A 13,023-nucleotide genomic window follows, 5' to 3' on the forward strand; every position below is an offset into this window, starting at 1 on the left:
GTCTTAATTGAGTACCTATCCCAGTTTGAGGAGTTCTTGTGTCTAACAGTAAACCCACAATTTTAGTGACAGGAGGGGCCGGATATATTGGTTCTCATGCTGTTTTATCCCTCCAAAAATCCGGTTATGAAGTCATTGTTTTTGATAACCTTTCCTATGGGCATCCTGAGTTAGTTAAAGATGTTTTAAAAGTTGAATTAATTATTGGGGATACTAGCGATCGCCCCCTTTTGGATAAAATATTTTCAACTCGTAATATTGCTGCGGTGATGCACTTTGCTGCTTTTATTGCCGTGGGAGAATCTGTTAGTGATCCAGGGATTTATTATCGAAATAATGTCACGGGAACCCTCACTTTATTAGAGGCGATGATCGCCGCTAATATTAATAAGTTTGTCTTTTCTTCTACCTGTGCTATTTATGGGATGCCTCAAGCAATTCCCATGACAGAAAATCATCCAAATCATCCTGTAAGTCCCTATGCTTCTAGTAAGTATATGGTAGAACAAATTTTAAGAGATTTTGATCATGCTTATGGACTAAAATCAGTTATCTTCCGTTATTTTAACGCATCGGGAGCAGATCCATCGGGAAGTTTAGGAGAAGATCATACCCCCGAAACTCATCTCATTCCCTTAGCCTTATTAACAGCATTAAAAAAACGAGATCACCTCTTTATTTTTGGCACAGATTATGATACTCCTGATGGCACAGCAGTTAGAGATTATATTCATGTTAATGATTTAGCCTCAGCCCATGTTTTAGGATTAGAATATTTATTAAATGGGGGAAAAAGTGAAATGTTTAACTTAGGGAATGGTAATGGGTTTTCTGTGCGAGAAGTGATTGATACTGCCAAAAAAATCACCGGAATCGACTTTTTAGTTAAAGAAAGCGATCGCCGTCCAGGTGATCCTCCGATGTTAGTAGGAAGTAGTCAAAAAGCCAAGTCAATTTTAGGATGGAAACCCCAATATTCTGACCTTGAAACTATTGTTAATCATGCTTGGAAATGGCATCAAAAGCGACATCAATAACCTGAAAATTTAACGATTGAGAAACCCAATGAGTCACACAACAGAACAAATAGAATCAATTCTTGAACGCATGGGGGAAGCTGTTATTGCCACGACTGAAACCGTAGAACAGTTAGCAGAAAGAATGGAAACCCTTGCGGAACAAGTTCAACAACAAGAACATCAAATTCAACAGCAAGGCTATCAAATTTTTGCCTTAACTGAGTCCATCCAAACGTTAGTTGATTCTCAAACAGAATCGAGAGAACAATTAACTCAATTAACCTATCTTATTCACACATTAGTTAATACCTTGAGTAACCAAAAATGATGAAACAAAAGACAAAATCTTATTTTTATTTTGGATTTTCCATACTTCTTATGTTCAGTAATTTTTTGTTCGTAAGTTGTGCCGAAAACAAGATTTCTCAATGCCAAAAAATAATATTGATTACTCAAAAAATTGCCGAAGAAAGTGCAAATAATCGTCAAACAAAAGATATTAAAAAAGTTTTGCAAGTAGCAGATTCCTTTGAAGAAACGGCTCAACAAATGAAGCAATTAAAAATTGAGGATCAACAATTAGTTGAGTACCAAATGGGGTTTGCTGAAATATATCAAGGTAATGCGGATACGACTCGTCAATTTGTTTCTGCCTTAAATAATCAAGATATTAGTACCGCTAAATTGATGCAGCAGCAAGTTCAACAATTAGGAAAAAAAGAACAAGAATTAAGCAATCAAATGAACATTTATTGTCAAGAAAATTGAGAGATTAAAAAAGAATAAAAAGACAGAGGAAAGACAAGTTTATCATCTATGATGACAGGAAGGCTATTAGTTATACCATATTCTCACTAAAACCCAAAAGTATGATAGATATTCAAATTTTCGAGGTAGAACAAGGATTTTGTGCAGCTATTGACAGAAGTGATCGCCACGCAATCCTAATTGATTGTGGTTCAGGAAGTCAATTCCAACCCTCACAATATATCTGGCAGAAGCACTGTCATTCCCTAGATTACCTAGTGCTTCCAGCTTACACCAAAGACCATTTAGCGGGATTTCCTGCATTGGTAAATCAATCTTGGCAGCATGATATTCCGATCCATTTTTTAGTAGCTAATCCGACAGTCAATACTGAACAGTTTTCTGCGTTTAAACGGTTTCCTCAATCTCTCGATCATAGTTTAATTAATCTGACAGATAGCAGTCAAACTATCGAAATAGATGAACTAAAACTTTCATTTTTCTGGAATAAATACCCAGATTTTGAAGCCCCTCACAATTTAAGTCTCGTTACCTTTATTCAATATCGAGACATTAACATGATCTTACCAAGTGATCTTGAAACCGATGGCTGGTATAATCTCTTGCAATCAGCTAATTTTCGCCAACGGTTAGAAAGAGTTAATATGTTTGTTGCGGCTAATCATGGAGAAGAAACCGGTTATTGTCAGGAAGTATTTAATTATTGTAACCCTGAAGTAATTATTGTCTCTAATAAAAAACATCAACCTCTTTCTCCCAAAATGATGCGCCAATATAATAGCCATGCAAAGGGTGCGCCTTTAGGGGTTAGCGAGAAAAAAGTTTTCACAACTTATCAAGATGGAACTATTATGGTTTCCAAATATTTAGACAGACTACGACAAATTAAAACACAACGAAAGTCTCGATCTTCTTTTGATCTTAACTAAGATCCTAGAGACGTTTCAGGAAACGTCTCTACAACATTGCTCAGTTTTTAGTAAGATTCTTTTTTATTTTATCTATAATCCTTAAAAGCTCAAAATTTCTTGAATCATAAAATTTGCCTGTGAACCATAGCCCCCTCCAAACAGATTAAAATGATTTAAAATGTGATAAAGGTTATAAATTGTCTTCCGTTGCTTATAGCCCTCAGCTAAGGGAAAAACTTCATTATATCCCCGATAAAAAGCCGCAGGAAACCCCCCAAAAAGCTCTGTCATGGCTAGATCAACCTCTCGATCACCATAATAAGTGGCCGGGTCTAAAATAACGGGTTCTCCTGCTTCTGTTACTGCCACATTACCAGACCATAAATCTCCATGAACTAAGGATGATTGAGGCTCAATTTCTCTTAACAAACTCCTAACTTTTTCGACAATTTGAGTATAATCTCCAAAATTCCCCCCTTTTCGTTTTCCTAATTTTAACTGAAACCCAATGCGATGATCGGCAAAAAAATCTGCCCAATTTTCTGTCCAAGTATTCACTTGAGGGGTCGAACCAATAGTATTATTTCTCTCCCAACCAAATTGATTTGCTCCTGGATAACTGTGCATTTTTGCTAATTTTTGTCCCATTTCTTCCCAAGACTGATTAGAAGCTCGGCCAAATTCTAACCATTCTAAAACAATATAACTAGAGCGTTCAACCATTCCCCAACAAATCGGTTTAGGAACACGAATTGTTTGAGTTGCTGACATTTCTTTTAAGCCTAATGCTTCAGCAGCAAACATTTCTACCTGAGAGGCATGATTGATTTTTACGAAATAATTAACCTTCTTGCCAATCAGACAATACCCTTGATTAATACATCCCCCACTCACAGAACTTTGTTTTTCAATTTGAAAGATTTCTCCGGTGGTTTGGCTAATATGTTCAGTAATTTGTGTCCACATTTTTTTCTGAATAATTAACAATTAATAATTGGCTAAATTACCGACTTTAAAAAATTGCAATAAGCTCGATTCTTTAATGATAACGGAAAACGGCAATCACTTCAACTCTTAACGATAACTAATAAAGGGATCATTTTTGCTTTATTAGCAGTTTCTTTAAGACGTTATAGTCTTTTTTCTTTTTACTCTTTTTTCCTGGTAGAAATATTTTGTCTGGATTTTGGTTTTTGATGTTTTTTTAAGTATTGATTAATGGTTCAGTGTTTTTTATATTACAAAAAATTATGAATAATCAAATTAAATATGATTTATTTCAATCAATTAAATCACTTAACACTTCTTAACTAAATCGAACTTTTTCCTTATTTTCCTCAAATTTGACTCAAAATGAGACTTTGGCTTTTTTAAAAATCTGCTACACTAATGTTATGTGGTAGAAATCTGTCTAAAAACAAAATATCAGCCTCAAACTCTATATATTACGTTGTCTCTCATCCTCTTTGTTATCTTCTCATCACAAAAATACCCCGACTAAAGCACAAATTTTTGTCAATACATATTTACTGTAAATAAGATTTGTAAACTGAGCTTGACAAAACGGATAAGGTATCTAATTGCAGTTCTCAACTTTTTGGGGTATACCTTTAATTTGTAGGGGCATGGCAATAATAAGTTAATGGTCTTAAGAGTAAGCTTACTGATGCCATGCCCCTACCGACTTCTTGGAGTATAGAGTTTTTTGAGAGTTTTTGCTGATTCACTTATACAGTTGGTTTAACCACTGTAATACCGTAAGCATCAGAAGACAAATATTGTTGCGCTGCTGCTTGAATATCATCTAAACTCAATGCTTGAATTCTAGCAGGATAAGTCAGGGCCGGACTTAAATCTTGCAGTTGAGAATAATAATAGCCATAAAGATTAGCGCGATCGCTCGGTCGTTCACTACTAAAAATAAAACGATTCACCACCTGAGTCTGAATTCTTTCTAATTCTCCAGGTGTAACTGATTCTTGTTGAATTTGTCGAAAATTTTGAGCAATAATTTGTTCTACTTCTGCCAAATTTTCTGATGGTAATTGTGCCGCCACATAAAACATTCCTTGAATATTTTGGGTCATATTACTGACACTAACGTTAGAAACTAACCCCCTTTCCTCTCGCAACTCCCGAAACAGTCGAGAAACTTTTCCTTGTCCTAAAATTGCTGCCAAAACATCTAAAGAATAAGTTTCCTTTAAATCAAGTAATCCAGGAACCCGCCACATCATTATCAAACGAGCTTGTTGTAACCTTTCATCTTCATAATTATGACGAACAATATCAGTGAAAGGCAATTCAGCAGAAAAAGGCAAATTTAACCCTTCAAATACCTCTAAAACTTGGGGTTTTGGGCTGTAAGTTTGCTCAAAACTATCTGCTACAATGCTAATTAATTGTTCAACGGGAAGATTGCCCACTGCAACTGCTGTCACTGAATCAGGTTGATAACAACTGCCATGAAAATCCCGCATTTGCTGCGGAATTAACTGTTCTATCACCGAAGCTGGCCCCAATACCGGACGACGATAAGGTAAACTTTCAAAACAAGTCTCCATCGCCCGATAAAAGGTACGACGACGAGGGTTGTCATCAGAACGGCGAATTTCTTCTAACACCACAAAACGCTCTCGTTCAAAGGCTTCATCCCCAATACTAGGATTTAAAACCACATCCAACTGTAAGGGGACTAATTGAGCAAAATCTGCTGGCGCACTGGTAACATAAAAATGGGTATACTCTTGACTGGTAGCCGCATTGGTAACGGCCCCCCGTTCCTCAATCAGTCGTTCAAACTCTCCACTTTCCAGACTGGGAGTACCTTTGAAGACCATGTGTTCTAAAAAATGGGCCATGCCATTGATCTCATTGGACTCTAAGGCTGAGCCAACCTTAAGCCACACATTGAGGTTAACCGCTTCAACGGGCATTTGTTCCGCAATAATGGTCAACCCATTAGGTAAACGTTGAATCACTGGGTTATTGAGAGAAACTGGCTTAGGTAAAGAATCGAGCATTGAGGAAGTCCTGATAAACCTGCTCTTTTTATCTTACCCGTACAAGCCTCAGCCTATAATTAAGTTGGCTCAAAGAAAGAATAAGAAAGAATTTAGCACCTTGGGCAAGGATATACTTAATTATTTGGCGATCGCGCCTGAACCCCATCATAAAAAAAATTGCTAGGGACTTGATCTTAATCAGTCCTTTAGTCTATAATGTGTGATTGTGGCCAAACAGCGAATAATCATAATCGACTAAAACGCCAGTACCATTGCCGCTTCGAGATACTGAAGAAACGATTCTTTAAGTCTTGAAGACTAACGGTAAGCCATACTTAACCTGTTCTGAGAACAGGTTAAACGTATCATCAAGCATCTTTTTGATACAGATTCATCAAGGATAAGTTTACCTATCAAGCAAGCGGGGAAAACCTATCCCGCCTGTTGGGGTTGCTAATGCCGCCCGAACAATGTTGTTTAGCCCCTAGAGGAAAAAACCCGTGGCTATCGGTCTTCTCGGTACAAAACTCGGCATGACCCAAATTTTCGACCAAGAATCAGGACTTGCTATTCCTGTGACAGTCGTTCAAGCCGGCCCCTGTACCGTTACACAAGTTAAAACATCGGACACAGATGGTTATAGTGCCATCCAAATTGGCTATTTAGAAGTCAAAGAAAAAGCCCTGACCAAACCAGAATTAGGGCATTTAAAAAAAGCAGAATCATCTCCCCTGCGCCATCTGAAAGAATATCGCGTCGATGATACCGCGGCCTATGAATTAGGCTCAGCCCTCAAAGCCGATGTCTTCAATACAGGTGACATCGTTGATGTAGCTGGAACCTCGATGGGACGGGGATTTGCGGGCTATCAAAAGCGGCATAATTTCAAAAGAGGAAATATGACCCACGGCTCGAAAAACCACCGCCTTCCAGGTTCAACCGGAGCCGGAACCACCCCAGGACGGGTTTATCCTGGTAAGCGTATGGCTGGTCAATATGGGGCAACCCAAGTGACCACCCGACACTTACAAGTTATCCGGGTGGACGCAGAGCGTAACCTTTTATTAATTAAAGGAGCCGTGCCTGGCAAAAAAGGGAGTCTCCTGAGTATCACCCCTACCAAAACCGTTGGTAAGTAACTGAAACCCAGGAAAACCGCGCACTAAAGCTGAGAACTGATAAAGAAAAATGGTTAACTGTAACGTTAAAAATTGGCAAGGGGAAGAAGTTGGCCAGGCAACCCTTGAGTTAAAAGTGGCAAAAGAAGAGAATGCGGCTCACATTCTTCATCGTGCCGTTACTCGCCAACTCACCAATGCCCGTCAAGGCACCGCTTCCGCTAAAACCAGAGCCGAAGTTAGAGGTGGTGGACGCAAACCCTGGCGACAAAAAGGTACAGGGAGAGCCAGAGCAGGCTCTATCCGTTCCCCTCTGTGGCGCGGTGGTGGTGTGATCTTTGGCCCCAAACCCAGAGACTTTAACCTCAAAATGAACCGCAAAGAGCGACGACTCGCCCTGAGAACGGCTCTAGGCGGTCGGGCAGAGGATTTAATTGTGGTAGAAAACTTTGCGGAACAACTGCCCCAACCTAAAACGAAAGAACTCGCCTTGGCCCTAAGCCGTTGGGGTGTCGAAGCCAACCAAAAAGTGGCTTTAATTCTAGTAGACTCACCAGATAGCATCTATTTATCCGCTCGAAACCTTTGCTATGTCAAGCTTTTGCGGGCTGATGGACTCAACGTCTATGATCTGCTAAACGCCGACAAAATTGTCGCCACCTCCGAAGCCTTAGCCAAAATCCAGGAGGTTTACAATGATTAAAGATAATCCCCGTGACCTGGCTGATTTAGTGATCAAGCCGATCATTACTGAAAAAGCGACCCGGCTCTTAGAGCAGAACAAATATGTCTTTGATGTAGCCTTAAAAGCAACCAAACCAGAAATTAAGGCAGCCATAGAGGGTTTATTTGGGGTTAGCGTAATTGGTGTTAACACCGCCCGCCCCCCACGCAAAAAACGTCGTGTCGGTAAGTTTATTGGTTACAAATCCTTATACAAGCGAGCGATCGTCACCTTGGAAGAAGGGGATAGTATCGGCCTCTTCCCCGACGTATAAAGCTGGTTTTGAATCGGGTAATTTTTCTCCCGACCTCATTATGATCACCAGTGACTCCCTTATTCACTGACCAAAAATAACAGATAATCATGGGTATTAGAACCTATCGGCCATACACCCCAGGAACCAGACAGGCCTCTGTCTCGGATTTCGCGGAAATCACTAAAAGTGAGCCGGAAAAGTCACTAACAACGTATAAACACAACCAGAAAGGGCGCAATAATCGCGGGGTTATTACCAGTCGCCATCGTGGCGGCGGTCATAAACGCCTTTATCGGATTATAGACTTTCGACGGGATAAATATGGCATTCCTGCTAAAGTTGCCGCGATTGAGTATGATCCCAATCGTAACGCTCGCATTGCCCTCCTTTTCTACCAAGATGGAGAAAAGAGATATATTTTAGCCCCTGCTGGCGTTACCGTTGGCACAACGGTAATATCTGGAGAAGATGCCCCCTTTGAAGTAGGGAATGCCCTGCCCTTGGCCAAAATTCCCTTGGGAACCGACGTTCATAATATTGAACTGGTGGCCGGAAAAGGTGGACAAATGGTTCGCGCTGCCGGGGGTTCCGCCCAAGTGGTAGCCAAAGAAGGGGACTATGTTACCTTGAAATTACCTTCCAAAGAAGTTCGCATGGTGCGAAAAGAGTGCTATGCCACCATCGGGAAAGTAGGTAACAGCGATGCCAGAAATTTAAAATTAGGGAAAGCAGGACGCAAACGACACCTGGGCCGTAGACCCCATGTGAGAGGAAGCGTCATGAACCCAGTGGATCACCCCCATGGAGGGGGAGAGGGACGCGCTCCCATCGGGAGAAGTGGCCCAGTGACTCCTTGGGGTAAACCCACCTTAGGAGCGAAGACTCGTAACAAGAAAAAAGCGAGTTCTCGTCTCATTGTGCGTCGTCGCAATTAGGGTTAACCACTTTTCTCGAACCATTGAACCTTCATTCTTGTAATTGCTTATGGGACGCTCTCTCAAAAAAGGCCCGTTCATCGCAGATAGTCTCCTTTCTAAAATTGAAAAACTCAATGAGAAAGGAGATAAACAGGTAATTAAAACCTGGTCTAGAGCTTCGACTATTGTTCCCCTTATGGTTGGCCATACCATCGCCGTTCACAACGGGAAACAACACGTTCCGATTTTTATTTCTGAACAAATGGTCGGTCATAAATTAGGGGAATTTGCCCCGACGCGAACCTTTCGGGGCCACGCGAAAAGCGATAAAAAATCCGGTCGAAGATAACCAATACGAACTACTGATAACAGATAACCATGGCAGTTGATACGACAACAGAAGCCAAAGCCATTGCGCGCTATGTCCGTATGTCCCCCTTTAAGGTACGACGGGTATTAGACCAAATCCGCGGCCGTTCCTACCGCGAAGCCTTGATCATTTTGGAATTCATGCCTTATCGGGCTTGTGAGCCAATTTTAAAGGTTTTACGCTCAGCCGCAGCCAATGCCGAACATAACAAAGGTATGGATCGAACCACCTTAATCGTTAGCCAAGCTTATGCCGATGGTGGGCCGAGCTTACGACGGTTTCGACCCAGAGCCCAAGGACGCGCCTATCAAATCCGTAAACCGACTTGTCACATTACGGTAGCCGTCGCCCCTGCTGTGACGAAAAACTAAAGCTAACTGCTCATCTCGCAACCCTTAGAGGCAAATGGGACAAAAAATACATCCAATTGGTTTTCGTCTCGGCATTACCAAAGAGCATAAATCTTGTTGGTATGCCGATACAAAACGCTATCCTGGTCTGCTACAAGAAGATCTGAAAATTCGCCAGTACGTTGAAAAAAACCTGAGTAATGCGGGTATTGCGGATATTCGCATTGAACGCAAAGCCGATCAAATTGATCTTGCCATTCACACTGCCCGGCCAGGGGTGGTGGTAGGTCGAGGCGGCAGTGGCATTGAGCAACTGCGGGTGGGACTACAACAACAACTCGGCGGCAACCGTCAAATTCGGATCAATGTGATTGAAGTTTCACGGGTTGACGCGGATGCTGCTTTGATCGCTGAGTATATTACTCAACAATTACAGCGACGGGTTTCCTTCCGTAGAGTTGTACGTCAAGCCATTCAACGGGCCCAACGGGCAGAAGTCAAAGGCATCAAGATCCAAGTCAGCGGCCGTCTCAACGGGGCGGAAATTGCGCGGACTGAATGGGTGAGAGAAGGCCGCGTACCACTTCATACCCTCAGAGCAGATATTGATTATTCTTATCGCACTGCTCAAACCATTTATGGCATTTTAGGGGTGAAAGTGTGGGTATTTAAAGGGGAAATTATTCCCGGTCAAGAAGAAGCCGCACCCCCACCACCGACCCAAAACCCACGACGAGGCCGTCGTCGTCAACAGTTTGAAGACCGCTCCGATGAACAGTAATCAGGCTCAGTGACCAGTCAAAACTAACAAGATAAAGTAGCTGATAACTGAATAACTGATAACTGATAACTAATAACTGATAAGTAAAATGCTTAGTCCTAGAAGAACTAAATTCCGCAAACAACAACGAGGCCGCATGAGAGGGCTGGCCTATCGAGGCAGTACCCTGAATTTTGGAGATTATGCTCTCCAAGCGACAGAACCCTGTTGGATCACCGCCCGTCAGATCGAAGCCGGGAGACGGGCCATGACTCGTTATATTCGTCGGGGTGGTAAAATTTGGATTCGGGTTTTCCCCGATAAACCTGTCACCATGCGCCCTGCGGAAACTCGGATGGGGTCAGGTAAAGGTTCCCCTGAATTTTGGGTCGCCGTGGTTAAACCAGGGCGGATCTTGTTTGAATTATCAGGGGTAACAGAAGCTATTGCCCGCGAAGCCATGCGCCTAGCAGCCCAAAAACTCCCCATCAAAACTAAGTTTATTTCCCGCGAAGAGGAGTATATCTAAAAATGGCACTACCGAAGATAGCAGAGGCCAGAAAACTCAGTGATCAGGAGTTGGCAGAAGAAATTCTCGCCGCCAAGCGTAAACTCTTTGATTTGAGGTTTCAGCAAGCCACCCGCCGCTTAGAAAAAACCCATGAGTTTAAGCATACTCGTCATCGCATGGCTCAACTATTGACCGTGGAACGAGAACGTCAACTAGAGATCAGCCCTTCGTCTCCACAAGAGGAGGAATAAACCGATTATGGCAGTTAAAGAAAGAGTCGGGGTTGTGGTGAGTAATAAAATGGATAAAACCGTAGTGGTTGCCATTGAAAATCGCTCTCCTCACCCTAAATACGGCAAGATCATGGTAAAAACCAAGAAATTTAAAGCCCATGATCAAGAAAATCAATGTCAAGAAGGCGATCGCGTTCGCATTCAAGAAACCCGTCCCCTCAGCAAAACCAAACGTTGGGTAGTCGCTGAAATATTAACCTCTCATTAATCACCCAATTACTACCGTGATTCAACAGCAAACCTATCTCAATGTCGCTGATAATAGTGGGGCCCGTAAACTTATGTGTTTACGGGTACTCGGTACCGGAAATTGCCGCTTTGGTGAGATTGGGGATGAAATTATTGCCGTCGTTAAAGATGCCATTCCCAATATGCCCATCAAACGCTCGGATATCGTCAAAGCCGTGATTGTGCGGACTCGTCAACCCGTTAAACGGGCCAGTGGCATGACGATTCGTTTTGATGATAATGCGGCAGTGATCATCAACAATGATGGTAATCCCAAAGGCACTCGTGTTTTTGGCCCAGTGGCCAGAGAACTGCGGGATAAAAACTATACTAAAATCGTTTCCCTGGCACCGGAGGTACTTTGATGCGTAATCAAAAAACTGCCCCAAAACGTCACAAAATGCACGTTAAACAAGGGGATACTGTTCAAGTTATTTCAGGACGGGACAAAGGCAAAGTCGGAGAAGTTCTGACAACTGATGCGAAAAAAAGCCAAATCACCGTTAAAGGGGTCAACATCAGAACCAAGCACGTTAAACCCCAACAAGAAGGAGAATCTGGCCAAATTGCCACCTTTGAGGGGCCGATCCACAGTTCTAATGTTATGTTGTACTCCACCAAAGAACAAGTGGCCAGCCGCATTAGCTACACCGTGACAGAAGAAGGTCGTAAAGTGCGGATGTTGAAAAAAACAGGGGAAATCATTGATTAATTCCTGAGTAATTCCCAGATTACCCAATTCATTAATTACCCTGACCAAGCCCAGGGATAAGGACAGAAACATCATGGCCAAACCTCGACTAAAAACCTTTTATCAAGAGACGATCGTTCCTAAACTCCAAGAGCAGTTTAGCTACAGCAACCTTCATCAAGTTCCCAAAGTCATCAAAATCACCGTTAACCGAGGACTAGGAGAAGCTTCGCAAAATGCCAAGGCCCTAGAATCCTCCATTAGCGAACTAGCTACGATTACCGGACAAAAACCCGTCGTCACCAGAGCGAAAAAAGCGATCGCGGGCTTCAAAATTCGGGAAGGAATGCCCGTCGGGGTCATGGTGACATTGAGATCAGAACGAATGTACGCCTTTCTGGATCGTTTGATCAATTTAGCCTTACCACGAATTCGGGACTTTCGAGGCATTAGTCCTAAAAGCTTTGACGGACGAGGTAACTATAGTCTCGGCATCCGCGAACAACTCATTTTCCCAGAAATTGATTACGACACCATCGATCAAATTCGAGGAATGGATGTTTCGATCATCACCACGGCCCAGACTGATGAAGAAGGGCGTGCTTTACTCAAAGAAATGGGAATGCCCTTCCGTACCTAGTCAATCCTAACCTTTACAGGAGAAACTCATCAGCAATAATGGCACCTAACGACACCATCTCAGATATGCTCACTCGTATCCGCAACGCTTGTGCGGTACGTCACCCCACAACTCAAGTTCCCACCACCAGAATGACTCGGAGTATCGCCCAAGTCCTCAAAGAGGAGGGATTTATCGACAGCTTTGAAGAAACAGGAGAAGGAGTACAAAAATATCTCGTTATCTCCCTAAAATACAAAGCCAGAAGCCGTCAGCCGATTATTAATACCCTGCAACGGGTGAGTAAGCCAGGTTTGCGAGTTTATTCTAACCGTAAAGACTTACCGCGCGTTCTGGGTGGCATTGGCATCGCGATCATTTCCACCTCCAAAGGCATCATGACTGATCGAGAAGCACGCCGTCAAAACGTGGGTGGCGAAGTCCTCTGCTACGTCTGGTAGCATTTCAGTGAATCGTTTTGCT

The 13,023-nt window shown here is 42.4% G+C and carries 20 protein-coding genes; 18 read left to right on the forward strand and 2 right to left on the reverse strand.

What is annotated here, in order from left to right:
* Window positions 1-38: 38 nt before the first annotated feature.
* The 4 genes from galE (at window position 39) to VB691_RS01680 (ending at window position 2,716) form a co-directional block, all read left to right on the forward strand.
* The gene (galE, locus tag VB691_RS01665) at window positions 39-1,037 is read left to right on the forward strand and encodes a UDP-glucose 4-epimerase GalE (protein ID WP_323289718.1); all 999 of its coding nucleotides are present in this window, start codon (window positions 39-41) and stop codon (window positions 1,035-1,037) included.
* A 28-nt stretch (window positions 1,038-1,065) separates the two neighbouring features.
* On the forward strand, window positions 1,066-1,347 hold the full coding sequence (locus VB691_RS01670; RefSeq protein ID WP_323289719.1) for a hypothetical protein: 282 nt from the start codon (window positions 1,066-1,068) through the stop codon (window positions 1,345-1,347).
* 116 nt (window positions 1,348-1,463) lie between these two features.
* The gene (locus VB691_RS01675; RefSeq protein WP_323289720.1) at window positions 1,464-1,787 is read left to right on the forward strand and encodes a hypothetical protein; all 324 of its coding nucleotides are present in this window, start codon (window positions 1,464-1,466) and stop codon (window positions 1,785-1,787) included.
* A 101-nt stretch (window positions 1,788-1,888) separates the two neighbouring features.
* Complete coding sequence (locus VB691_RS01680) at window positions 1,889-2,716, forward strand: hypothetical protein (protein ID WP_323289721.1); 828 nt, start codon at window positions 1,889-1,891, stop codon at window positions 2,714-2,716.
* Between the two features lie 81 nt (window positions 2,717-2,797).
* Here the strand turns inward: VB691_RS01680 and VB691_RS01685 are convergent, their stop codons facing one another.
* Together VB691_RS01685 and VB691_RS01690 are read right to left on the reverse strand one after the other, a co-directional pair.
* Complete coding sequence (locus VB691_RS01685) at window positions 2,798-3,664, reverse strand: fructosamine kinase family protein (RefSeq protein ID WP_323289722.1); 867 nt, start codon at window positions 3,662-3,664, stop codon at window positions 2,798-2,800.
* Window positions 3,665-4,425: 761 nt separating this feature from the next.
* The gene (locus tag VB691_RS01690; protein ID WP_323289723.1) at window positions 4,426-5,721 is read right to left on the reverse strand and encodes a pitrilysin family protein; all 1,296 of its coding nucleotides are present in this window, start codon (window positions 5,719-5,721) and stop codon (window positions 4,426-4,428) included.
* 482 nt (window positions 5,722-6,203) lie between these two features.
* Between VB691_RS01690 and rplC the strand changes: the two genes are divergently transcribed.
* From rplC to rpsH, 14 genes are all read left to right on the forward strand, one after another.
* Window positions 6,204-6,842, forward strand: a complete 639-nt coding sequence (gene rplC / locus VB691_RS01695; RefSeq protein ID WP_323289724.1) for a 50S ribosomal protein L3 — start codon at window positions 6,204-6,206, stop codon at window positions 6,840-6,842.
* 49 nt (window positions 6,843-6,891) lie between these two features.
* Window positions 6,892-7,524, forward strand: a complete 633-nt coding sequence (gene rplD, locus VB691_RS01700; RefSeq protein ID WP_323289725.1) for a 50S ribosomal protein L4 — start codon at window positions 6,892-6,894, stop codon at window positions 7,522-7,524.
* The gene (locus VB691_RS01705) at window positions 7,517-7,819 is read left to right on the forward strand and encodes a 50S ribosomal protein L23 (protein WP_323289726.1); all 303 of its coding nucleotides are present in this window, start codon (window positions 7,517-7,519) and stop codon (window positions 7,817-7,819) included. The genes rplD and VB691_RS01705 overlap by 8 nt, the downstream gene beginning before the upstream one ends.
* Window positions 7,820-7,908: 89 nt before the next feature.
* On the forward strand, window positions 7,909-8,736 hold the full coding sequence (rplB, locus tag VB691_RS01710) for a 50S ribosomal protein L2 (protein ID WP_323289727.1): 828 nt from the start codon (window positions 7,909-7,911) through the stop codon (window positions 8,734-8,736).
* A gap of 49 nt (window positions 8,737-8,785) precedes the next feature.
* Entirely contained in the window at window positions 8,786-9,067 is a 282-nt protein-coding gene (gene rpsS / locus VB691_RS01715) for a 30S ribosomal protein S19 (RefSeq protein WP_323289728.1), read from the forward strand.
* A 29-nt stretch (window positions 9,068-9,096) separates the two neighbouring features.
* Window positions 9,097-9,459 carry a 50S ribosomal protein L22 gene (gene rplV / locus VB691_RS01720; RefSeq protein ID WP_323289729.1) on the forward strand — a complete coding sequence of 121 codons (363 nt, stop codon included), beginning with the start codon at window positions 9,097-9,099 and terminating at the stop codon, window positions 9,457-9,459.
* A 34-nt stretch (window positions 9,460-9,493) separates the two neighbouring features.
* Complete coding sequence (gene rpsC, locus VB691_RS01725; RefSeq protein WP_323289730.1) at window positions 9,494-10,219, forward strand: 30S ribosomal protein S3; 726 nt, start codon at window positions 9,494-9,496, stop codon at window positions 10,217-10,219.
* A gap of 88 nt (window positions 10,220-10,307) precedes the next feature.
* Window positions 10,308-10,727: a 50S ribosomal protein L16 gene (gene rplP / locus VB691_RS01730; protein WP_323289731.1), complete on the forward strand. Its 420-nt coding sequence runs from the start codon at window positions 10,308-10,310 to the stop codon at window positions 10,725-10,727.
* 2 nt (window positions 10,728-10,729) lie between these two features.
* A complete protein-coding gene (rpmC, locus tag VB691_RS01735) occupies window positions 10,730-10,960 on the forward strand; it encodes a 50S ribosomal protein L29 (protein ID WP_323289732.1) in 231 nt (76 codons plus the stop codon).
* 7 nt (window positions 10,961-10,967) lie between these two features.
* On the forward strand, window positions 10,968-11,210 hold the full coding sequence (gene rpsQ / locus VB691_RS01740; RefSeq protein ID WP_323289733.1) for a 30S ribosomal protein S17: 243 nt from the start codon (window positions 10,968-10,970) through the stop codon (window positions 11,208-11,210).
* Between the two features lie 16 nt (window positions 11,211-11,226).
* Window positions 11,227-11,595 carry a 50S ribosomal protein L14 gene (rplN, locus tag VB691_RS01745; RefSeq protein WP_323289734.1) on the forward strand — a complete coding sequence of 123 codons (369 nt, stop codon included), beginning with the start codon at window positions 11,227-11,229 and terminating at the stop codon, window positions 11,593-11,595.
* Window positions 11,595-11,942, forward strand: a complete 348-nt coding sequence (gene rplX, locus VB691_RS01750) for a 50S ribosomal protein L24 (protein WP_416244561.1) — start codon at window positions 11,595-11,597, stop codon at window positions 11,940-11,942. Before rplN ends, rplX begins: the two co-directional genes overlap by 1 nt.
* A gap of 73 nt (window positions 11,943-12,015) precedes the next feature.
* Window positions 12,016-12,561 carry a 50S ribosomal protein L5 gene (gene rplE, locus VB691_RS01755; protein WP_323289736.1) on the forward strand — a complete coding sequence of 182 codons (546 nt, stop codon included), beginning with the start codon at window positions 12,016-12,018 and terminating at the stop codon, window positions 12,559-12,561.
* Window positions 12,562-12,599: 38 nt separating this feature from the next.
* Entirely contained in the window at window positions 12,600-13,001 is a 402-nt protein-coding gene (gene rpsH, locus VB691_RS01760; RefSeq protein WP_323289737.1) for a 30S ribosomal protein S8, read from the forward strand.
* The last annotated feature ends 22 nt before the right edge of the window (window positions 13,002-13,023 follow it).

The organism is Crocosphaera sp. XPORK-15E (assembly GCF_034931425.1).
Lineage (GTDB): Bacteria > Cyanobacteriota > Cyanobacteriia > Cyanobacteriales > Microcystaceae > UHCC-0190.